Origin of the sequence: Leifsonia sp. EB34, from assembly GCF_041260585.1 — a bacterium.
Lineage (GTDB): Bacteria > Actinomycetota > Actinomycetes > Actinomycetales > Microbacteriaceae > Leifsonia.
Map to the genome: position 1 here is coordinate 936,879 of NZ_JBGCCV010000002.1, position 22,233 is coordinate 959,111.

Sequence of the window (22,233 nt, forward strand, 5' to 3'; positions counted from 1 at the left end):
CTTGCTGGAAACAGGCTTCGACGCACGACAAGGATGGACACGGCGCGCGGGATCTCGCCTGCCGACGAAGGAGAAGGCACAGTGTCAGCTACGACTGATTCAGAGTTCGGCAGTTTCGGTGCGAAAAGCACCCTGACCGTGGGGTCGAAGGACTACACGATCTTCAAGATCGACACGGTCGACGGCTACCAGAAGCTCCCGTTCAGCCTCAAGGTGCTGCTGGAGAACCTGCTGCGCACCGAGGACGGCGCCAACATCACCGCCGACCACATCAAGGCCCTCGGCGGCTGGGACCCGGAGGCGGAGCCGGACACCGAGATCCAGTTCACCCCGGCCCGCGTCATCATGCAGGACTTCACGGGCGTCCCCTGCATCGTCGACCTCGCCACCATGCGCGAGGCCGTGTCGTCGCTCGGCGGCGACCCGGACAAGATCAACCCGCTCGCCCCGGCCGAGATGGTCATCGACCACTCCGTCATTGCCGACCTGTTCGGCACGGAGGACGCGCTGGAGCGCAACACCGACATCGAGTACGAGCGCAACGGTGAGCGCTACCAGTTCCTGCGCTGGGGCCAGACCGCGTTCGACGACTTCAAGGTCGTCCCGCCGGGAACCGGCATCGTCCACCAGGTGAACATCGAGTACCTGGCCCGCGCCACCATGACCCGCGAGGTCGGCGGCGAGCTGCTGGCCTACCCGGACACCTGCGTCGGCACCGACTCGCACACCACCATGGTCAACGGCCTCGGCGTGCTCGGCTGGGGCGTCGGCGGCATCGAGGCGGAGGCGGCCATGCTCGGCCAGCCGGTCTCCATGCTCATCCCCAAGGTCGTCGGCTTCAAGCTCACCGGCACGATCCCGACCGGCGTGACCGCGACCGACGTCGTGCTCACCATCACGCAGATGCTGCGCAAGCACGGCGTGGTCGGCAAGTTCGTCGAGTTCTACGGCGCCGGCGTCGCGGAGGTCCCGCTCGCGAACCGCGCCACCATCGGCAACATGAGCCCGGAGTTCGGCTCCACGGCCGCGATGTTCCCGATCGACGACGTCACCCTCGACTACCTGCGCCTCACCGGCCGCAGCGAGGAGCAGGTCGCCCTGGTCGAGGCGTACTCGAAGGCGCAGAGCCTGTGGCACGACCCGGCCAGCGAGCCGGTGTTCTCCGAGTACCTCGAGCTCGACCTCTCGACGGTCGTCCCGTCCATCGCCGGCCCGAAGCGTCCCCAGGACCGCATCGAGCTGAGCCACGCGAAGACCCAGTTCGAGAAGGACCTGGTGGACTACGCGGACATCTCGCACGACCTGGTCGACCTGACCATCTCGGAGTCCTTCCCGGCCTCCGACCCGGGCGAGCTGCAGCCGGAGGACGGCCACAGCCACCACGTGCACACGCACCACAGCCACGCGCCGAAGACGGCCTCCGCGCCCACCCCGGTGAAGCTGGAGGACGGCACGGACTTCGTGATCGACCACGGCGCGGTCGCCATCGCGGCGATCACCTCGTGCACGAACACCTCGAACCCGTCGGTCATGCTGGCCGCCGGCCTCCTGGCCCGCAACGCGGCCGCGAAGGGCCTCAAGGCCAAGCCGTGGGTCAAGACCACGCTGGCGCCGGGCTCCAAAGTCGTCACCGACTACTACGAGAAGGCCGGTCTCACCAAGGACCTGGAGGCCCTCGGCTTCTACACGGTCGGCTACGGCTGCACCACCTGCATCGGCAACTCGGGCCCGCTGCTCGACGAGATCTCGCAGGCGGTCAACGACAGCGACCTCGCTGTGACGGCCGTCCTCTCGGGCAACCGCAACTTCGAGGGCCGCATCAACCCCGACGTCAAGATGAACTACCTGGCGAGCCCGCCGCTGGTCATCGCCTACGCGCTCGCCGGGTCGATGAACTTCGACTTCGAGGTGGACCCGCTGGGCACCGACGCCGACGGCAACGACGTGTTCCTCAAGGACATCTGGCCGGACGCCGCCGAGGTGCAGCAGACGATCGACTCCTCCATCAACGAGGGCATGTTCGTCCACCAGTACGCGTCGGTCTTCGAGGGCGACGAGCGCTGGAAGTCGCTGGCCACCCCGACCGGCTCGGTCTTCGAGTGGGACGAGAAGTCCACCTACGTGCGCAAGCCCCCGTACTTCGAGGGCATGACGCTGGAGACCACCCCGGTCGCCGACATCACCGGCGCCCGCGTGCTCGCCAAGCTCGGCGACTCGGTCACCACCGACCACATCTCGCCCGCCGGCTCCATCAAGGCGGACAGCCCGGCCGGCAAGTACCTCAACGAGCACGGCATCGACCGCAAGGACTTCAACTCCTACGGCTCGCGCCGCGGCAACCACGAGGTGATGATCCGCGGCACGTTCGCGAACATCCGGCTGCGCAACCAGCTCCTGGACGGTGTGGAGGGCGGCTACACCCGCGACTTCACCCAGGCCGACGGCCCGCAGTCGTTCATCTACGACGCGTCGCAGAACTACCAGGCGCAGGGCACTCCGCTCGTCGTGCTCGGCGGCAAGGAGTACGGCTCCGGCTCGTCGCGCGACTGGGCGGCGAAGGGCACCAGCCTCCTCGGCGTCCGCGCGGTCATCACCGAGAGCTTCGAGCGCATCCACCGCTCGAACCTGATCGGCATGGGCGTCGTCCCGCTGCAGTTCCCGGCCGGCGAGAACGCCGACTCGCTGGGGCTGGACGGCACGGAGTCCTTCTCGATCACGGGCCTGGAGGAGCTCAACGAGGGCCGCACTCCGAAGACCGTGCACGTCGTCGCCGAGCCCACCGAGCACTCGCCGGAAGGCAAGCAGCCGGTCGAGTTCGACGCCGTGGTGCGGATCGACACGCCCGGTGAGGCGGACTACTACCGCAACGGCGGCATCCTGCAGTATGTGCTGCGGAGCCTGGTGTAACCAGACCGTTGTCAAGGGGAGGCTCGGGATCGCATGGTTCCGAGCCTCCTCCGATTCACAGGGTTCTACACTGAAATCCATGAGCATCCTCGAAACCATCCACGGGCCGCGTGATCTGGACCGGCTCACGGAGCGGGAGCTCGATCAGCTCGCTGCCGAAGTGCGGGCCTTCCTGGTCGCCAACGTCGCCAAGACCGGCGGGCACCTGGGTCCGAACCTCGGCGTGGTCGAGACGACGATCGCCATCCACCGCGTGTTCGACTCGCCGCGGGACGCCATCGTCTTCGACACCGGTCACCAGTCGTACGTCCACAAGCTGCTCACCGGGCGCCAGGACTTCTCCCGGCTGCGCCAGCGCGGCGGCCTCGCGGGCTACCCGCAGCGCTCCGAGTCCGAGCACGACATCGTCGAGAGCTCGCACGCGTCGTCGTCGCTGAGCTGGGCGGACGGCATCTCGCGCGCCTTCGAGATGACGGGTCAGAACGACCGGCACGTGGTCGCCGTCGTCGGCGACGGAGCGCTCACCGGCGGGATGACGTGGGAGGCGCTCAACAACATCTCCGACGACAACAACCGCCGGCTGATCATCATCGTCAACGACAACGGGCGCTCGTACGCCCCGACGATCGGCGGCATGGCGCGGTTCCTCAACACGGTGCGCACGCGCCGCGGCTACCGCAACCTCTACCTCACCAGTCGCAAGGCGTTCGACAAGCTGGGCGCCCCCGGTCAGTCGCTCTACCGCGGCGTCCGCGGCGGCCTGCACGGCTTCCTCAGCCGGTTCTCCAACAACGAGTCGCTGTACTCGAACCTCGACATCAAGTACATCGGGCCGGTGCACGGCCACGACATCGAGGCGATGGAGGAGGCGCTGCGCCAGGCGAAGAACTACGGCGCCCCGGTCATCGTGCACGCCATCACCCAGAAGGGCCGCGGCTACGAGCCGGCGCTGCGCGACGCCGCCGACCAGTTCCACGCGGTCGGCCAGATCGACCCGGAGACCGGCGAGGCCCTGGAGAGCTCGACCGGGCAGAGCTGGACGAGCGTCTTCTCCGACGAGATCGTGAAGCTCGCGGAGAAGAACCCGAAGCTGGTCGGCATCACCGCCGCGATGCTGCGGCCGACCGGCCTTCACACGTTCGCCGAGCGGTTCCCCGACCGTGTGCACGACGTCGGCATCGCCGAGCAGCACGCGGCCACGAGTGCCGCCGGGCTCGCGTTCGGCGGCCTCCATCCGGTGGTCGCGATCTACGCGACCTTCATCAACCGGGCGTTCGACCAGGTGCTGATGGACGTCGCGCTGCACAAGGCCGGTGTCACGTTCGTGCTCGACCGCGCCGGGGTCACCGGTCCGGACGGGCCGAGCCACCACGGCATCTGGGATCTGGCGATCCTGCAAGTGGTCCCGAACATCCGGCTCGCAGCCCCGCGCGACGGCTCCCGGTTCCGCGAGGAGCTGGCCGAGGCCGTGACCGTGGACGACGCGCCCACTGTGCTGCGGTTCCCGAAGGGCGACGTGCAGGCGGACATCCCGGCCGTGCGGCGCCTGGACGACGGCGTGGACGTGCTGCGCGAGTCGGACAGCAAGGACGTCCTGCTGGTGACGGTCGGCCCGATGGCCGACCTCGGGCTCAAGGTGGCCGACCGGCTCGCGGCGCAGGGGATCGGCGCGACCGTCGTGGACCCGCGCTGGGTCGTCCCGGTGCCGCGCAGCATCCTGAGCCTGGCCGCCGAGCACCGCATCGTCGTGACGATCGAGGACGGTATCCGGGTCGGCGGGATCGGCACGCGCGTGCGCCAGGACCTCCGCGAGGCCGGGATCGACACCGCGGTGGACGAGCTCGGCCTGCCGGACGCGTTCATCGACCACGCCACGCGCAGCCAGATCCTCGATGACGCGGGCCTCACCCCGCAGAAGATCGCGCGCGACCTGGTCGCTCAGGTGCTGGGCAGCCGCATCCCGATCGCCCGCCCGCTGCCGGCGGACGAGCCGGCCGAGGACGTCGACGCCAAGAAGCGCCGCGCCTGACTTCTTCCCCGCGTCGCGCTGGCGACCGCGAGGCTCAGGCGAAGCGGTAGATGTGCTCGACGGCGCCGGACGGGAACGTCTTGGTGCCCGACAGCACGAGCGGGCGGCTGGCCTCGGCCACCGGGAGCAGCGGCTTGCCCGAGCCGACCAGCACGGGCACGTAGGTGATGTGCAGCTCGTCGATCAGGCCGCGGTCGGCGAACTGGGCCGCCAGCGCCCCGCCGCCGACCATCCACACGTCGCGGTCGTCGGCGGCGTCGCGCAGCTCGGTGTCGAGCTGGGCGATGTCGCCGGAGAAGAACGTGACGGTCGCGCCCTCCGGGACCGGCAGCGTGCGGTGGGTGACCACCCAGGTGGGGAGGTCCTGGTACGGCCACGGCCCCTGCTCGCCGAGGACGAACTCGTACGTCGTCGCGCCCATCACGAGTGCGCCGACGCCGGAGATGAACTGCTGGTAGTGCTCGTCGAACTCCTCGAAACCGAACTGCATGAGCCACTCGATGCGGTCGTGCAGGTCGGCGATGAAGCCGTCGATGGAGGAGGCGACGTAGTACTTCATGAGGGCCATGCGGCGACCGTACCAGCAGCCGCGGGCACGGGGATATCGTGAAGGCATGGCACTGATGACGATCACACTGGGTACGGAGAAGCTCGAGGTCTCGCGACTGGGTCTCGGCTGCATGGGCATGAGCGCGTTCTACACCGGAGCCGGCGACGACGACGCCGGTTCGATCCGGACCATCCACCGGGCGATGGACCTCGGGGTCACCTTCTTCGACACCGCCGAGATCTACGGCCCGTACACGAACGAGGAGCTGCTGGCCCGCGCCTTTGCCGGCGGCCGCCGCGACAAGGTGGTCATCGCCACCAAGTTCGGCACCATCCTGCACCGGTCGAAGGACGAGCGCGGCCTCGACGGGTCGCCAGAGAACGTCCGGCTCTCGGTCGAGGGGTCGCTGAAGCGGCTGCAGACCGACCACATCGACCTCTACTACCAGCACCGGATGGACCCGCACACGCCGATCGAGGAGACCGTCGGCGCACTCAAGGAGCTGATCGAGGAGGGCAAGATCCGGCACTACGGGCTGTCGGAGGCCGCGCCGGAGACCATCGTGCGCGCCAACGCGGTGCACCCGGTGACCGCGGTACAGACCGAGTACTCGCTGTGGACGCGCGACCCCGAGGCGGAGGTGCTGCCGACCGTGCGCGAGCTCGGGATCGGCTTCGTGCCGTACTCGCCGCTCGGCCGCGGCTTCCTCACCGGCTCGATCCGCTCGCTCGACCAGCTCGCCCCGGACGACTTCCGCCGCTTCAATCCGCGCTTCGAGGGCGACAACCTGGAGGCCAACATCCGCATCGTGGAGCAGGTCGACGAGGTCGCGCGCGAAGCGGGCGCCAAGCCCGGCCAGGTCGCGCTCGCCTGGCTGCTCTCCCGCGGCGACGACCTCGCGCCCATCCCCGGCACGCGCCGCGTCGAGAACCTGGAGGAGAACGTCGCCGCCGCCGAGCTCGACCTCACCCCCGAGCAGCTCGCGCGCCTCGACGCCGTCGCCGCCCCCGTCGGCGACCGCTACGCCGACATGACCCCCCTCAACAAGTAGCCACCCCGCAGCCAACGCTTCCTCACTTTCTCCCGCTCCGGACCGGTGTGTCGCGGGAGAAAGTGAGGAAGCGATGGTGTGTCAGACGCGGAAGCGGAGGCGGAGGGTGCGGGCCTCGGGGCGGAGGGCGAACTCCGGCCAGACGTCGGGGCCGCAGGCGCGGGAGCCGAGGCCGTGCTGAGCGGCGTCAACGAACAGGTAGGTGGTGTCCGACGGCGGCAGCTCGTGCGGGTGGGCCGCTGCGGCGACCTGCTGCGGCGTGTGCCGGGAGAGCGAGAAGCCCGGCAGGCGGCCTCTGCCGTCCGGGAGCGCGGTGAAGGCGAACGCGCCCAGGTCGACCTCCCGCACCGCCGAGCGGTGGCCGGTCTCCTGGGGTCGGGCGTACTCCACGTTCAGCTCGGCCACGGTGGCGCGGAACCGGCCGACGTACGCGGCGCGGGTGCTGTCGGCGTAGGACTCCAGCGGACCGGTCCCGAACCACTCGGCACCGTCCACGGCGCCGTCGCCGTCGGGGAGGTCGAACCGCACGCCGATCCGCGGCCACACGCTGGGCCAGCCGGAGGACGGCTCGAACTCCACCCGCAGGTCGAGCACGCCGTCGGTCAGCGTCCACACGGTCTCTACGGTGACGGAGTGCACCGAGTTCGCCGCGGACACCCGCGTGATCGTGCGGAGGGCGTCCTCGGCTTCGTGGACCGCCACCAGCCGCTGGGTCAGCCGGTCGAGGCCCTGCTCCCGCCACCGGCTCGCGGTGGAGACGCCGAGGAGACTCGCGTCGCTGTGTGCCGGGTCGACGGGCGAGGCGCCCTCGTCGTTGTCTGTGGGCGCGCGGAACAGCTCCGGCCGCGGGCCGGCGACGGCGCGGCCGAAGAGGGCGATAAGGCGGCCGCGCTCGAAGGTCGCGGGGCCGAGGGTCAACGTGCCGTCGCCCTCCCGCCATTCGAGCGCGCGGCGGGAAGGACGGTGACGCCGGCGGACCGACCGGTCCTGCTGCGCACGGGCGACGACGTGACCGGCCGGAGCCCAGGCCGTGTCGTCCGCGAGGACCGCGGTCACCGTGAGCCAGGTCTCGGCGTCCTCCGCGACCGTGACGGCGGGCAGCGGCACCCGGGCCGAGTCGCCGGCCTCCACCGTCGGCAGGTCGAGCGTCCCGGAGGCCGCCTCGCGTCCGTCGTGCTCGACCGTCCAGCGCAGCGCGAGGTCGGCCGTGTTCGCGCTGTGCCGCCGGTTCGTCACGACCAACTCGTCGCCGTCGAAGACGAGCGCGACCGGCTGGGCCACCGCTTTGAACTCGTGGAGGCCGGGTGTGGGGACGTCGTTCGACAGCACCATGCCGTCCATCACGAAGTTGCCGTCGTGGACGACCTCCCCGAAGTCCCCGCCGTACGCGTAGTACGGCGTGCCGTCGGCGGTCCGGGTGAGGATGCCGTGGTCGCGCCACTCCCACACGAACCCGCCGTGCAGGCGCGGGTGCGCGTCCACCAGGGCCTCGTAGTGGTCGAGCCCGCCGGGGCCGTTTCCCATCGCGTGGGCGTACTCGCACAGGAGGAACGGCTTGGTCCGCTGCCGCGCGCCCTGCGCGGGCGTGCAGCCGAGCAGCGGGGCGAGCGAGCCGTCCGTGCCGATCTGCTCGGTCTCCGGGACGGAGGAGTACATCCGCGAGTAGACGTCGGTGTACTCGCCCGTGTAGTCGCCCTCGTAGTGCACCGGACGGCCGGGATCGCGGTCGTGCACCCAGGCCGACATCGCCGCCAGGTTCGCGCCGGTGCCGGACTCGTTGCCGAGCGACCACAGCACGATCGCGGGGTGGTTCTTGTCGCGCTCCACGGTGCGCCGGATGCGGTCGAGGTAGGCGTCGCGCCAGCGCGGGTCGTCGCTCGGGTTGCCCCGCCAGCCGGCTTTCTCGAAAGCGTGCGTCTCCAGGTCGCACTCCAGGATCACCCAGAAGCCCAGCTCGTCGGCGAGGTCGAGCAGGCGCGGGTGCGGCGGGTAGTGGCTGGTGCGGATGGCGTTGACGTTGAACTGCTTCATCCGGATCAGGTCGGCGCGGGCGTGCTCCTCGTCGAACACGCGTCCGCGCTCGGGGTGCGTCTCGTGCCGGTTCATGCCGTGGAAGACCACGCGGCGCCCGTTGACGAGGAACCGGTCGCCCCGGATCTCCACGGTGCGGAAGCCGAGCCGCAGGGCGACCGTCTCGCCGTGGGCGGCGACCGTGGCGTCGTAGAGGCGCGGGGTCTCCGCGGTCCACGGCTCGACGCGGCCGACAGCGACCGGGGCGATGTCGGCGCGGGCCGGCCACGTCAGCTCCACATCGAGCTCGGGGATGCGGAGGGTGACGGGGAAGGCGGACGCGGCGGCCGTGACCTCCGGGACGACCTCGCCGGCGCCGTTCGCGAACGCCGTGCGCAGCCACACGTCCTCCAGGCCGTCGGCGGGACGCGCCGCGAGGGTCACGTCGCGGAAGATCCCGGGCAGCCACCACTGGTCCTGGTCCTCCAGGTAGCTCGCCGCCGACCACTGGTGCACGCGCACGGCGAGCAGGTTGCCCTCCGGCCGCACCTGCTCGGTCACATCGAACTCGTGGGCGAGTCGGCTGCCGCTCGCGGAGCCGACCTCCACGCCGTTCAGCCACACCCGGTAGAGCGACTCGACGCCGTCGAAGCGCAGCACGACGCGAGCGTCGGCGGGCCACCCGGCCGGGAGGTCGAACCGGCGCCGGTAGTCGCCGGTCGGGTTCTCGTCGGGCACGAATGGCGGCTCGATCGGGAACGGGTACTGCACGTTGGTGTAGCTCGGGCGGCCGTAGCGGCCGTCGCCGTGCAGGACCCAGTGCGCCGGGACGGGGAGGGTGTCCCAGCCGGCGTCGTCCAGGTCGGCGCGCGCGACGTCCTCCGGGAGGTCGGCGGTGGGGGAGAACCGGAACCGCCAGTCGCCGTTCAGCGAGAGCGACGGGGCGTCGGAGTGCAGCCAGGACCGGGGCGTGCGGAGGGCGCCGGCGAAGGGCGCGGTGTCGGAGAGAAGGGCGGGAGACGGCACGGATGCTCCTTGGATCGACACGGATCGTCACGGCGGCGTGGAGGCGCTAGCATCGACCGTAGCCGAAAATGGTTCGGCTGACCTAATTTGGAGGTGGGCGTGGCGGAGGCCGAGGAACCCGCGCGACGCCGTGGGCCGTACGCCAAGTCGGCCGAGCGGCGGCAGCAGATCGTGGACGAGGCGTACCGCGTGTTCGCCACCCGCGGCTACCACGGCAGTTCGCTGCGCGAGATCGCCGCGGCGGCCGGCATCGGGTTGAGCACGCTCCAGCACCACTTCGGCGGCAAGGAGGAGCTGCTCCTGGCGGTGCTCGCGCGCCGTGATGAGTGGGGAGGGAGAGCGGTCGACGACCTCCCGTTCCCCGACGCCATCGTCGCGCAGGCGCGCCGGAACGAGGGCATCCCCGGGCTCATCGCGCTCTACAGCATCCTCGCCGCGGAGGCCACCAGTCCCGAGCACCCTGGCCACGAGTACTTCCTCGGCCGGTATGCCGGGATGCAGGCGTCCTACGAGCGCGAGTTCGCCACGCTCGCCGCGACGGGCCGGCTTCGCGACGGCGTCGACCCCGCGCTCGCCGCGGCCACGGTGGTGGCGCTGTGGGAGGGCATCCAGCTCCAGTGGCTCTACACCCCCGAGCGGATCGACGCGGCCGCGGCCCTGCGCGGCTACCTGGACCTGGTCCTCATCGGCGGGACGCCCGCCGAGCGGTAGCGTGGCCGTGTGGACGACATGGTGCGCATCGACGGCGGGACCTTCCGGATGGGGAGCGACGAGTTCTACCCCGACGAGCAGCCCGTCCACGAGCGCACCGTCGGCGGCTTCCTCCTCGACCGGTATGCGGTCACCAACGCGGACTTCGCCCGGTTCGTTGAGGCGACCGGCTATGTGACCGTGGCCGAGCGGCCGATGGACCCGGCCGACTACCCGGGGGTCGCCCCGGCGGACCTGGTGCCGGGGGCGATGGTGTTCACCGCGAGCTCCGGGCCGGTCGACCTGCGCGACTGGCGGCAGTGGTGGCGCTGGGAGCCGGGCGCCCAGTGGAGACATCCGGAGGGACCCGACTCGAGTATCGGGGACCGGATGGACCACCCCGTCGTCCAGGTCGCGTTCGAGGACGCCTCCGCCTATGCCGCGTGGGCGGGAAAGCGGCTCCCCACCGAGGCCGAGCACGAGTACGCGGCGCGGGGCGGCGTCGACGGGGCGCGCTTCGCCTGGGGAGAGGAGCCCTACCCGGCCGGCGAGGCGCAGGCGAACACCTGGATCGGGAGCTTCCCCTACGACAACCGCGGCCGGTTCGGCGCGACCACGGCGCCGGTCGGTTCCTACCCGGCGAACGGCTACGGGCTCTACGACCTCATCGGCAACACCTGGGAGTGGACCAGCGACTACTACGCGCCCCGCCACGTCGTGCCCGGGCAGGAGTCCGTGGAGGCCGGACCGCGCGTTAATCTGCTCGCGTCGGCGAGTGCCGAGCCCGGCTCGCGCATCCCGCGGCGCGTGCTGAAGGGCGGCTCGTACCTGTGCTCGCCCGACTACTGCCTGCGCTTTCGCCCCGCCGCGCGCTCGCCGCAAGCCGACGACACCGCGACCACCCACATCGGCTTCCGCTGCGCCGCCGACATCTGAGAGAAGCCGGCGGCCCAGCGGGATCACCGCAGCAGGCAGCGCCTAGAAGTCCACCGGGTCGCGCAGCAGCGGGCAGGTCATACAGTGGCCGCCGCCGCGTCCTCGGCCGAGCTCCGCTCCGACGATCGGGATGACCTCCACCCCCGCACGGCGGAGGGCGTCGTTGGTGGCCGTGTTGCGGTCGTAGGCGTAGACGACGCCCGGACGCAGGGCGACGGCGTTGTTGCCGCTGTCCCACTGCTGCCGCTCGGTCTCGTAGTTGTCGCCCGCGGTCTCGATCACGCGCAGCCGGGGGAGGCCGAGCGCACCGGCGACGACGTCCACGAACGCGCGGCCGTCCTCGTCGATGACGTCGACGGGGTTCGTGCCGCTGCCGGGGCGCAGCGTGAACGTGTGCACGCGGTCCATGATCGCCGGGTACAGCGTGACCAGGTCGCGGTCGGCGAAGGTGAACACGGTGTCGAGGTGCATGGCCGAACGGAGCTTGGGCATTCCGGCGACGATGACTTGCTCGGCCGCGCCGGCCTCGAAGAGCGCCGCCGCGGTCTGCGTGATCGCCTGCCGCGAGCTGCGCTCGCTCATGCCGATGAGCACCGCCCCGTTCCCCGCGGGCATGACGTCGCCGCCCTCCAGGGTCGCCTGGCCCCAGTCGAGCTCGGGGTCGCCCCACCAGACGCGCGCGCCCGCGAACGCCGGGTGGAACAGGTAGATCGCCTTCATCAGCAGGGTCTCGTCGTGGCGCGCCGGCCAGTAGAGCGGGTTGAGGGTGACGCCGCCGTAGATCCACGACGTGGTGTCGCGCGTGTAGAGCGTGTTCGGCAGCGGCGGCATCAGGTACTCGCGGACGCCGGTCGACTCGCGGGCGAGCGCGATATAGCCGGTGCGGTAGTCCTCGGGGAGGTCGGCCGTCGCGAGGCCGCCGATGAGGAACTGGGCCAGCCGGTCGGCGGGCAGCGACTCCAGGAATGCCCGGGTGCCCTCCATGAGGCCGAGGCCGACCTCGTTCGGGACGACCTTGCGGTCGAGCAGCCAGGCCCGAGCCTCCGGCTGCGCGACCGTCTCGGCCAACACCGCGTGCAGTTCGAGCACCTCGACCCCGTTGGAGCGCAGGTCGGCGACGAATGCGGCGTGGTCGCGCTTGGCGTTCTCGACCCACATCACGTCGTCGAAGAGGAGGTCGTCGGCGTTCGTCGGCGTGAGCCGGTGGTGCGCGAGCCCGGGCGAGGCGACGAGCACGCGCCGGAGCTGCCCGACCTCCGAGTGGACGCCGAATGTCGTGTCGGTCACAGTGTTCCCCTTACGTGTCGTGCGTGATGGTTGTTCGACGGAAAGCGTTCGGGCGTCGTCACAGGCTGATCCAGCCGACCGAGAGCGCCACGATGCCCAGGATCGCCCCGAGCACCGAGACGGCGAAGATGATGAGCTCGCGGCCGCTGAAGACCTTCCTGCCCTGCTCGCGCCGGACCATGACGAACAGGATGGTCGCCGGCGCGTAGATGATGAACGACAGGAGCACGAAGGTGAGGCCGGCGGCGAAGAGCAGGAAGGCGGTGTAGATCGTCGCCAGCACCGTCACGACCAGGTCGCGGCCCCAGCCGTGCGGCTCCTGCACATAGGTCTCCCGTGTCGTCACGAGTTTGAGCGCATACAGCGCGGCGAGGAAGAAGGGGATGAGGGTGAGCGCGCTGGTCAGGTCGAGGGCCAGGTTCAGCGCGTCGTTGGCGAAGTAGATGATGACCAGCACGGCCTGCACGAACAGCGCCGTCAGCAGGAGTGCCGCGGTGGGCACGTCCTGGCTGTTCGAGCGGGCGAGGAAGCGCGGCATGTCGTGGTCCTTGGCGGCTACGAACAGCACCTCGGCCGCCATCAGCGACCAGGCCAGGTAGGCGCCGAGCACGGACACGATGAGGCCGATGCTGACGAACCAGGCGCCCCACGGGCCGACCGCGGCCTCCAGTACCCCGGCCATCGACGGCTGCCGGAGCTTCGCGATCTCGCCCATCGGCAGCACGCCGTAGGAGACGATGGTGACCGAGGCGAACACCGCGAAGACACTGACGAAGCCGAGAATGGTGGCGCGGCCCACATCCTGGCGGCGTTTCGCGTGCCGGGAGTAGGTGCTCGCGCCCTCCACGCCCAGGAACACGAAGACGGTGACCAGCATCGTGTTGCGGACCTGGTTGAACAGCGAGCCGGCGTAGTCGGCGCCGCCCCAGTTCGCCGCGAACACGTCGGGCTTGAGCACGAAGAGCGCCAGCAGGATGAACACGATGATCGGCACGACCTTGGCGACCGTGACGATGCGGTTGATCGCCGCGGCCTCCTTGATGCCTCGGCGGATGAGGAGGAAGAAGCCCCACAGCGCCGCCGAGGAGATCCCGATGGCGAGGATCGTGTCGCCGTTGCCGAACGCCGGTACCGCTGCGCCGATCGTGGACATGATGAAGACCCAGTAGAAGACCAGGCCGACGGAGGCGCTTGCCCAGTAGCCGAACGCGGAGAAGAAGCCGAGATACTCGCCGAACCCGGCCTTGGCGTACGCGTAGACGCCGGCGTCGAGGTTCGGCTTGCGGTTGGCCAGGAGCTGGAAGACGAACGCGAGCATCAGCATGCCGACGCCCGCGATCGTCCACGCGATGAGCGCGCCCGCGACGCCGGTCTCCTGCGCGAACCGGCGGGGGAGCGAGAACACCCCGGCGCCGACCATGCTGCCGACGACCATGCCGGTCATGGTGAGCATCGAGAGCTTCACCGGAGCGGACATCCCTGTCTGCGGCACTGCCTTCTGATCCGTCACGGAGCCCCCAACGTCGCACACCAGTGAGATATATGAACGCTAACCAGCCCCGTTCGCGCCGGTCAAGACCCGTCGCGGGTGAAAAACCGAAACCGCCGAGTCCGCAGAAAATCTGCGTACTCGGCGGTTTCAGGCGTATTTTTCGCGTACTCGCGGGTTAGGCGACAGCCTCCGCGGGGGTGAGGACGCCGCGCACGGGCGGGTGCTGGAAGGTGTCGCCGAAGACGCGCTCGGAGGCCCCGACCCGGTCGAGGTACGGCGTGATGCCGCCCATCTGGAACGGGAAGCCTGCGCCAAGGATCATGCAGAGGTCGATGTCCTCCGGCGCCTCGACCACGTGGTCGTCCACGAGCATGCGGTGGATCTCGTCGGCGAGGCCGTCCTCGAGCCGGCGCAGGATCTCCTGCTCCGTCCACGGGTTCTTGCCGCCGGCGAGGATCTTGGCCGCGCCCTTGTCGAGGCCCTTCACCTTGCCCTTGCCGTCCTTCTCCAGCAGCGTGCCGTACTCCGCCAGGCGGTGCAGGTTCTCGCTGCGGTAGAACCGGTCGGGGAAGGCCGCGTGGTGCGTGTCGAGCACGTGCGCGCCGACCTTGAGGCCGACCAGGTCGAGCAGCACGGAGGGCGCCATCGGGAGGCCGAGCGGCGCGAACGCCTTGTCCACGGTCTCGAACGGGGTGCCGTCGTCCACGGCGTGCATCGCCTCGCCGAGGATCTTCGCGAGCACCCGGTTCACGACGAAGCCGGGGGTGTCGGCGGTGATGACCGCGTTCTTCTTGAGCGCCGCCGCGGTGACCATCGCGGTGGAGAGCGTGGCGTCGTCGGTGAGCGGGGTCTTCACGACCTCGATCAGCGGCATCACCGCGACCGGGGTGAAGAAGTGGAAGCCGACCAGGCGCTCGGGGCGCTTCAGCTTGGCGCCGATCTGCTCCACCGACAGCGAGGAGGTGTTGGTCGCCAGCACGGCCTCGTCGGAGAGGTACTGCTCGACCTCCGCGAAGACGTCCTGCTTGACGGTCAGCTCCTCGAAGACGGCCTCGATGACCCAGTCGCAGTCGGCGAAGTCGGCCTTGTCGGTCGTGCCGGTCACCAGCGCGCGGAGACGGTTCGCCTCGTCGGGGGAGATGCGGCCCTTCTCCTGGAGCTTGCCGATCTCGTCGTGGATGTACGCCACGCCCTTGTCGACGTGCGCCTGGTCCAGGTCGGTGATGACGACGGGCACGCGCAGCCGGCGGACGAACAGCAGTGCGAACTGGCTGGCCATGTAGCCGGCGCCGATCACGCCGATCTTGGTGACCTTCTTGGCCAGCGCCTTGTCCGGGGCGCCGGCCGGGCGCTTGGCCCGCTTCTGCACGAGGTTGAAGGCGTAGATGCTGGCCTGGAACTGGTCGCCGGAGATGAGCTCGGCGAGCGCCTCGTCCTCCAGCTCGAAGCCCGCCGCGCGGTCGTTCGACTTGGCGGCCTTCAGCAGCTCCAGCGCCTTGTACGGCGACTTCGGGACGGTGCCGATGCGGCTCTCGAGCATCTTGCGGGCGATGCCGATCGCGGCGTCCCACTTGACCAGGCGCTCGACCTTGCCCGGCACGTTCGGGCGCTTGACCTCGACGGCGCCGGTGAGCACCTTGTCGGCCCAGAGCAGCGAGTCCTCGAGGAAGTTCGCCGAGTCGAAGATCGCGTCGGCGATCCCGAGTTCGAAGACCTCCTGCGGCTTCAGCATCCGGTTCTGCTTGAGCGGGTTCTCGACGACGACCTTGAGGGCGTTCTCGATACCGATCAGGTTCGGCAGGATGGTCGCGCCGCCCCAGCCCGGGATCAGGCCGAGGAAGACCTCGGGGAGCGCGAACGCCGCCGCGTTGCGGTCGATGGTGCGGTAGTCGGCGTTGAGGCCGATCTCCACGCCGCCGCCCAGCGCGAGGCCGTTCGTGAACACGAACGACGGGACGCCGAAGGTCGCCTGCTTGCCGAGCACGTAGTGGCCGAGCTGGGGGAGCAGCCTGGCGACCTCCACGCTCGGGATGTCGCCGACCCGGCTGAGGTCGGCGCCCGCGGCGAGGATGAACGGCTTGCCGGTGACGGCGACCGCGTCGATCTCGCCGCGGGCGGCCCGCTCGGTCAGCGCGTCGAAAGTCTTCCCGAGCTCCAGGAGCGTGGCCGGACCCATCGTGTTCGGCCGGGTGTGGTCGCGGCCGTTGTCGAGGGTGACCAGCGCGAGGGTCTTGCCGCTGGGCAGCGGCACGTCCTTCACGTAGGAGTGGGTGACGACCTCGTCGGAGGTGAGTTCGACGAGGGGGGAGAAGTCGATGGTGCTGTAGTCGGTCACTGGTGCTCAGCCCTTCTTCGCCGCGCGCTTGCTGTAGTGGGGGTTCTCCCAGATCACGGTCCCGCCCTGGCCGAGGCCGACGCACATCGCGGTGAGGCCGTAGCGGACCTCCGGGTGCTCCTCGAACTGGCGCGCGAGCTGGATCATCAGGCGGACGCCGCTCGCGGCGAGCGGGTGGCCGACCGCGATCGCGCCGCCCCACTTGTTGACCCGCGGGTCCTGGTCGTCGATGCCGAAGTGGTCGAGGAACGACAGCACCTGGATGGCGAATGCCTCGTTCAGCTCGAACAGGCCGATGTCCTCGATCGTGAGGCCGGCCTTGCGGAGCGCCTTCTCGGTGGAGGGCACCGGGCCGATGCCCATGATCTCCGGCTCCACGCCGGCGAAGGCGAAGCTGACCATGCGCATCTTCGGCGTCAGGCCGAATTCCTTGACCGCGTCGGAGGAGGCCAGCAGGCTCGCGGTGGCGCCGTCGGTGAGCGGCGACGCGTTGCCCGCCGTCACCCGGCCGTGCGGGCGGAACGGCGTCTTCAGCGTGGCCAGGCCCGCCATCGTGGTCTCCGGGCGCATGCCCTCGTCCTGCGTGGCGAGGCCCCAGCCCTGCTCGGAGCGGATGGCGACCGGCACCAGGTCCGGCTGCAGCTTGCCCGCGGCGTACGCGGCGGCGGTCTTCTGCTGGCTGGCAAGGGCGAACCGGTCGGAGCGCTCCTTGGTGAGCGCGGGGAACCGGTCGTGGATGCGCTCGGCGGTCATGCCCATGTTGAGGGCGTCCTCGCCGACCATGCGCTCCGACAGGAAACGCGGGTTCGGGTCGGCGCCGAAGCCCATCGGGTGCCGGCCCATGTGCTCCACGCCGCCGGCGATCACCAGGTCGTAGCTGCCGAACGCGATACCGGAGCCGAGCGTGGTGACGCTGGTCATCGCGCCGGCGCACATCCGGTCGATCGCGAAACCGGGCACCGACTTCGGCAGCCCGGCGAGGAGCGCCGCGGTGCGGCCCAGGGTCAGGCCCTGGTCACCCTGCTGCGTCGTCGCAGCGATGGCGACGTCGTCGATGCGCTCCTTGGGCACGTTCGGATTCCGCTCCAGCAGGCCGATGATGGCCTTGACGACCAGGTCATCCGCGCGGGTGTTCCAGTACTGCCCTTTTTCGCCCGCACGTCCAAACGGAGTGCGAACTCCGTCGACGAACACGACTTCCGTTCTTTCGGCCACAGTGCCTCCCAATCAGGTCGCCATCGATCCTAAAGAGGGTCGAACCCGGGGGTGGAATCGTTTGATTCTTTCTACGAAGCGGCTTCGGACGCGTCGCCGGGCGTTTGGCTGCTTTCCACAAAGGCCTGGGCGATCGGCTGTGAGGTTGCCTCAATCTGCCAGCGCCGCGCGCCGTGCTGCGCGAGCGCGTCGGCGACCGTCGACGGCGTGATGTCGGCCGGCGGCGCCCACGCGACGCGGCGCAGCGTGTCGGGGGTGAGCAGGTTCTCCAGCGGCAGCGAGAGCCCCTCGGCGACGGTCGTCAGAGCCGCGCGCGCGGCCTTCAGCCGGGCGTCGGCGTCCGGGTTGCGGTCGGCCCAGGCCCGGGGCGGCGGGAGGCTGTCGCCGGTGCCGCGCAGGACGGGCAGGTCGTCGGTCGTCCGTCCGGCCTCGATCGCGGCCCACCAGCGGTCGAGCTCGGTGCGGCTGGCGCGGCCGGTGAACTCGCGCATGGCGGCGAGGGCGCGCTTGGAATCGGGCATGGCCTTGGCGGCGGCGGTCAGGGCGGCGTCGGGGACGAGCCGGCCGGGCGCGACGTCGAGCTGCTGGGCGAGCGCGTCGCGGCTCAGCCACAGCTCGCGTGCGACCGCCAGGTTGCGCAGTCCCCGCACCGAGTGGATGCCGGACAGCCGCCGCCACGGCTCGTGCCGTGGAACGACGAGCTCGCGGGTGAGCTCGTCGGCGAACTCCTGCCGGGCGATGTCGCTCTTGCCGGCCTCCGTGAGCAGCCCGTCGATCGCGTCGCGGAGGTCCGGCAGCAGTTCGACGTCGAGGGCGGCGTAGTCCAGCCACGGCTCGGGCAGCGGACGGGTCGACCAGTCGGCCGCGCTGTGCTCCTTGGCGAGGTGGATGCCGAGCAGCTCCTCCACCACGGTGCCGAGGCCGACGCGCGGCATCCCGAGCAGGCGCGCGGCCAGCTCGGTGTCGAAGATGCTGACCGGGTCGAGGCCGACCTCGCGCAGGCAGGTGAGGTCCTGCGTGGCGGCGTGCAGCACCCACTCGTCCCCGGAGATCGCCTCGTTGAGCTCGTCGAACCGGCCGATCGCCGGCGGGTCGAACAGGAAGGTGCCGGAGCCGCGCCGGAACATCTGGATGAGGTACGCGCGCTGGGAGTAGCGGAAGCCGCTGGCCCGCTCGGCGTCGACCGCGATGGGGCCCTCGCCCGCCACGATCTGTTCGAGCGCCTGGTAGTAGCTGTCGCGGGTGGTGATGACGGTGTGTTCAGCCACGCGGTGTCCGTCTCGTGCTCAGCAGGCTCACCCCTTCGCCCGTCGGCGGCAGGCCGGCCAGCATGCAGAGCAGCTCGCCCCAGCCCTCGACGTGGGCGGCGATGTCGGTCTCGAGCGGGCTCCAGGAGGCGCGCAGCTCGATCTGGGCGCCGTCGCCCTGGGCGGCGAGCTCGCCGAAGCCGGTGGAGATGATCTTGGTCGCGGTGCCGCTGGCCGCGGTGTACTTGGCGTGGCGCGCGTCGAGCGCGTCGACCAGCCAGGACCAGGCGACGTCGGCGAGGAACGGGTCCAGCCCGATGTCGGTCTCCAGCGGCGCCTGTGCGAAGCAGACGATGCGGAACGGGCCGCCCCAGGCCTCCGGCTCGTCGGGGTCGTAGAGCAGGATGAAGCGTCCGGTGCCGAGGTCCGAGTCGTCGCCGTGCCGGGCCGGCCGCACGTCGGCGGCGAGGGCGATGGAGTAGGGCGCGAGTTGGGCGGGAGCGGGGATCTCCGTGATCACGAGCTCGGGCCGTGCCTTCGCAGCGCGGATGGACTCCAGCGCCGCCGCGAATTCCCGGGGCAGGTGGGGCTCCCCTGGCGGGTGCGGATCCCCGGGCAGATGCGGCGGGGTCGAAGTGGGTGTCGACACGCTACGAACACTAGAAGGGTTCGGGGGCCGGCGACAGTAAGGCACGCCGCCTGGCGAACTCCTGGAGGCGGCGGCCCGTTGGCACGGCTACGCTGTCGGGCATGGCGAGCACGGGCAGCGGATCGGGCGGGAACGGGGCACTCGGGAGGGCGGTCGGCGTCGGAGCGGCCGTGGCCGGGGGGCTCGCGCTGGTCGCGGCGGCGTCCGCCGCCTATGCGGTGGCGCGGGTGGCGCGGACGGTGATCACGCCGGTGCGCCGGCGGCCGCACCGCGAGCTGGTGCGCGGCGTGGACGAGGCGCTCGGCACCATCACGCTCAAACGCACGCCGGACTCGGCCATGCCCGGCCGGTTCGGGCTGTGGTTCGGCTCGGAGTCGGGCTATGCGAAACTCGGCGGCCTCCTGGAGACCACGGACGGCAGCGTCGTCCGCGAGCTGGAGCGCATCCACTTCGGCGAGCTCGGGCCCGGGCGGGCGCGGATCAGCGGGTACTACTACCTGGAGCCGGAGGAGCTCGGCCTGCCGGTGGAGAGCGTGGAGATCGAGACCGACCTGGGGCAGGCGCCGGCGTGGGTGTTCCCGGCCGACGAGGCGGCCTCCGGCGACCGCTGGGTGATCCAGGTGCACGGCTGGGGCGCGACGCGGCAGGAGGGTCTGCGTGCGGTGCCGACGTTCCACGCCGCCGGGTACACCTGCCTCCTCGCCTCGTACCGCAACGACGGCGACGCCCCCGAGAGCGCCGATCGCCGCTACGGCCTCGGGGGGACGGAGTGGCGGGATATCGACGCGGCCATCCGGTACGCCGCGGACCACGGTGCGCGCTCGATCGTGCTGATGGGCTGGTCGATGGGCGGCGCGGTCGTGCTGCAGACGGTCACCCGGTCGCAGAACCTGGAGCTGGTGACAGGCGTGGTGCTGGAGTCGCCGGTCGTCGACTGGATCGACACGCTCGAGTTCCAGGCGAACATGCTGCGTCTGCCCGACGCGATCGCCCAGGGCGCGATGCGCCTGATCGCCTCCGAGTGGAGCGGGCCGATCACCGGCCTCGGCGCGCCGATCGACCTGCGCAGCATGGACTTCGTGGCGCGGGCGGCCGACCTCAGCCTCCCGATGCTCATCCTGCACAGCCAGGACGACGGCTTCGTGCCCGACACCGCCTCCCGCGCGCTCGCCGCGGCGCGCAGCGACATCGTCACGTTCGTGCCCTTCACGGTCGCGCTGCACACCAAGCTCTGGAACTACGACGAGGCGAAGTGGTCGGCGGCCGTCCGGGAGTGGCTGGACGAGCGCGCGTGAGCGGGGCGCACCGTCCCGTCGTGCCGCCCGCGGCCCGACCGGGGGACCGGGTGGCCGTGCTCTCGCCGTCGTTCGCGGCGCCCGCGCGCTGGCCGGCCGTGCACGAACAGGCGCTGCGGAGGCTGGAGGAGCTGACCGGTTTGGTGCCGGTCGAGTACCCGACCACCCGCCAGCTCGGCGCGACGCCGGAGGAGCGGGCGCGGGACCTGAACGCGGCGTTCGCGGACCCCGGCATCCGAGCGGTCCTGGCGACCATCGGCGGCGACGACCAGGTCCGGGTGATCCCGCACCTCGCCCGGGAGGCTGTACGCGCCGACCCGAAGCCGTTCCTCGGCTACAGCGACAACACGAACCTCCTCAACTGGCTCTGGACCGCGGGCGTCGCCGGCTTCTACGGCGGCAGCACACAGGTGAACCTGGGGCCCGGTCCGCGCGTGCACGACATCCACGCGCGGTCGCTGCGCGCCGCGCTGCTCGGCGGCGATGCGATCGAGCTGACCGACCCGGGGGAGTCGGAGGACTTCGGGACCGACTGGGGCGATCCACGCGCGCTGAGCGAGACAGGGGAGCGCGAGCCGACCGAGGGATTCGCCTGGGCAGGTCCGGCGCGCAGCGTCACCGGGACGACGTGGGGCGGCTGCCTCGAGGTCGTGGACTGGATCCTGCTCGCCGACCGCTTCCCGTTCCCGCCGTCGGCGCTGGAGGGCGCGGTGCTGCTGCTGGAGACCAGCGAGCTGACGCCGCCGGCGCACTGGGTGCGCTACACGCTGCGCGCGCTGGGCGAGCGCGGGCTGCTCGCGCCGCTCGCGGGCGTGCTCGCAGCCCGGCCCCCGGTGAGCACGTTCGAGCACCGGCCGGAAGCGGCCGAGCGGCAGCGGCTGCGCCAGGCGCAGCGCGACGCCGTGATCGAGACGGTCGCCGAGTACAACCCGGACGCGGTGGTGTGCGTGGGCGTGCCGTTCGGGCACACCTCGCCGCAGTGGATCGTGCCGTACGGCGGGCGGATCACCCTCGACGGCGCGAGCCGGCGGGTCTTCGCCGACTACAGCCGCGGCTGAGCTACGCCGCCGCCAGCTTCGCCCGCACCTGGCGCTTCGCGCGGCCGAGCAGCGCCGACATCCCGCGGAGGCGCAGCGGCGACACCGCCTGGGTGAGGCCGAGCGTGTTCGGGAAGTCGTCCGGCACGGCCAGCACCTGGTCGGCAGTGAGCCCGGCGAGCCCCTGGACGAGGATCGACGCGAAGCCGCGGGTGGTGGGGGCCTCCTGGGGGGCCGTGGCGTAGAGGTGGACGATGTCGTGCTCGTCCACCTCCACGAAGATGTAGACCGGCGCCTGGCACTCCTCGACCCGCTCCAGCAGGTCGGGGTGGTCGCGGTAGCGCTCCGGGAGGTCGGGCAGCTCGTCGGAGAACTCCAGCAGCAACTGCAGGCGGTCGTTCTGCTCCAACGCCTGGAAGTCGTCGCGGATCTCGGCGAGCGTGCCGGTGAGGGCGGTCATCCTTAAAGGCTACCTTC

General features: G+C 70.9%; 16 protein-coding genes. 7 read left to right on the forward strand and 9 right to left on the reverse strand.

Features of this window, described 5'->3' with window-relative positions; translation table 11 throughout:
* Window positions 1-33 precede the first annotated feature (33 nt).
* Window positions 34-2,907, forward strand: a complete 2,874-nt coding sequence (gene acnA, locus ABIA36_RS13960) for an aconitate hydratase AcnA (RefSeq protein WP_369963091.1) — start codon at window positions 34-36, stop codon at window positions 2,905-2,907.
* Window positions 2,908-2,986: 79 nt separating this feature from the next.
* A complete protein-coding gene (gene dxs, locus ABIA36_RS13965; RefSeq protein ID WP_369963093.1) occupies window positions 2,987-4,936 on the forward strand; it encodes a 1-deoxy-D-xylulose-5-phosphate synthase in 1,950 nt (649 codons plus the stop codon).
* A 34-nt stretch (window positions 4,937-4,970) separates the two neighbouring features.
* On the opposite strand, the gene ABIA36_RS13970 is transcribed toward dxs, so the two are convergent.
* A complete protein-coding gene (locus ABIA36_RS13970; protein WP_369963094.1) occupies window positions 4,971-5,504 on the reverse strand; it encodes a dihydrofolate reductase family protein in 534 nt (177 codons plus the stop codon).
* Between the two features lie 52 nt (window positions 5,505-5,556).
* On the opposite strand from ABIA36_RS13970, the gene ABIA36_RS13975 reads away from it, so the two are divergent.
* A complete protein-coding gene (locus ABIA36_RS13975; RefSeq protein ID WP_369963757.1) occupies window positions 5,557-6,537 on the forward strand; it encodes an aldo/keto reductase in 981 nt (326 codons plus the stop codon).
* Window positions 6,538-6,618: 81 nt separating this feature from the next.
* Here ABIA36_RS13975 and ABIA36_RS13980 read toward each other — a convergent pair whose 3' ends face one another.
* Window positions 6,619-9,573 (reverse strand): glycoside hydrolase family 2 TIM barrel-domain containing protein, encoded by a 2,955-nt coding sequence (locus ABIA36_RS13980; RefSeq protein WP_369963096.1) that lies wholly within the window; start codon window positions 9,571-9,573, stop codon window positions 6,619-6,621.
* Window positions 9,574-9,672: 99 nt separating this feature from the next.
* Between ABIA36_RS13980 and ABIA36_RS13985 the strand changes: the two genes are divergently transcribed.
* The gene (locus tag ABIA36_RS13985) at window positions 9,673-10,284 is read left to right on the forward strand and encodes a TetR/AcrR family transcriptional regulator (RefSeq protein ID WP_369963098.1); all 612 of its coding nucleotides are present in this window, start codon (window positions 9,673-9,675) and stop codon (window positions 10,282-10,284) included.
* Between the two features lie 18 nt (window positions 10,285-10,302).
* On the forward strand, window positions 10,303-11,199 hold the full coding sequence (locus ABIA36_RS13990) for a formylglycine-generating enzyme family protein (RefSeq protein ID WP_369963758.1): 897 nt from the start codon (window positions 10,303-10,305) through the stop codon (window positions 11,197-11,199).
* Between the two features lie 42 nt (window positions 11,200-11,241).
* Here ABIA36_RS13990 and ABIA36_RS13995 read toward each other — a convergent pair whose 3' ends face one another.
* The 6 genes from ABIA36_RS13995 to ABIA36_RS14020 form a co-directional block, all read right to left on the reverse strand.
* Window positions 11,242-12,486: an arginine deiminase gene (locus ABIA36_RS13995; protein WP_369963099.1), complete on the reverse strand. Its 1,245-nt coding sequence runs from the start codon at window positions 12,484-12,486 to the stop codon at window positions 11,242-11,244.
* Window positions 12,487-12,544: 58 nt separating this feature from the next.
* Complete coding sequence (locus tag ABIA36_RS14000; RefSeq protein WP_369963759.1) at window positions 12,545-13,963, reverse strand: basic amino acid/polyamine antiporter; 1,419 nt, start codon at window positions 13,961-13,963, stop codon at window positions 12,545-12,547.
* 190 nt (window positions 13,964-14,153) lie between these two features.
* Window positions 14,154-16,313 (reverse strand): 3-hydroxyacyl-CoA dehydrogenase NAD-binding domain-containing protein, encoded by a 2,160-nt coding sequence (locus ABIA36_RS14005; protein WP_369963100.1) that lies wholly within the window; start codon window positions 16,311-16,313, stop codon window positions 14,154-14,156.
* A gap of 6 nt (window positions 16,314-16,319) precedes the next feature.
* On the reverse strand, window positions 16,320-17,528 hold the full coding sequence (locus ABIA36_RS14010) for an acetyl-CoA C-acyltransferase (RefSeq protein ID WP_369963101.1): 1,209 nt from the start codon (window positions 17,526-17,528) through the stop codon (window positions 16,320-16,322).
* A 71-nt stretch (window positions 17,529-17,599) separates the two neighbouring features.
* Window positions 17,600-18,796, reverse strand: a complete 1,197-nt coding sequence (locus ABIA36_RS14015; RefSeq protein WP_369963102.1) for an HRDC domain-containing protein — start codon at window positions 18,794-18,796, stop codon at window positions 17,600-17,602.
* Window positions 18,789-19,394, reverse strand: a complete 606-nt coding sequence (locus ABIA36_RS14020; RefSeq protein WP_369963760.1) for a DUF3000 domain-containing protein — start codon at window positions 19,392-19,394, stop codon at window positions 18,789-18,791. The genes ABIA36_RS14015 and ABIA36_RS14020 overlap by 8 nt, the downstream gene beginning before the upstream one ends.
* A gap of 131 nt (window positions 19,395-19,525) precedes the next feature.
* Between ABIA36_RS14020 and ABIA36_RS14025 the strand changes: the two genes are divergently transcribed.
* Window positions 19,526-20,719 (forward strand): alpha/beta hydrolase family protein, encoded by a 1,194-nt coding sequence (locus tag ABIA36_RS14025; protein ID WP_369963103.1) that lies wholly within the window; start codon window positions 19,526-19,528, stop codon window positions 20,717-20,719.
* Window positions 20,716-21,777 carry a S66 peptidase family protein gene (locus tag ABIA36_RS14030; protein WP_369963104.1) on the forward strand — a complete coding sequence of 354 codons (1,062 nt, stop codon included), beginning with the start codon at window positions 20,716-20,718 and terminating at the stop codon, window positions 21,775-21,777. The genes ABIA36_RS14025 and ABIA36_RS14030 overlap by 4 nt, the downstream gene beginning before the upstream one ends.
* Before the next feature lies 1 nt (window position 21,778).
* Here the strand turns inward: ABIA36_RS14030 and ABIA36_RS14035 are convergent, their stop codons facing one another.
* Window positions 21,779-22,216 (reverse strand): SufE family protein, encoded by a 438-nt coding sequence (locus tag ABIA36_RS14035; RefSeq protein WP_369963105.1) that lies wholly within the window; start codon window positions 22,214-22,216, stop codon window positions 21,779-21,781.
* Window positions 22,217-22,233: the final 17 nt, after the last annotated feature.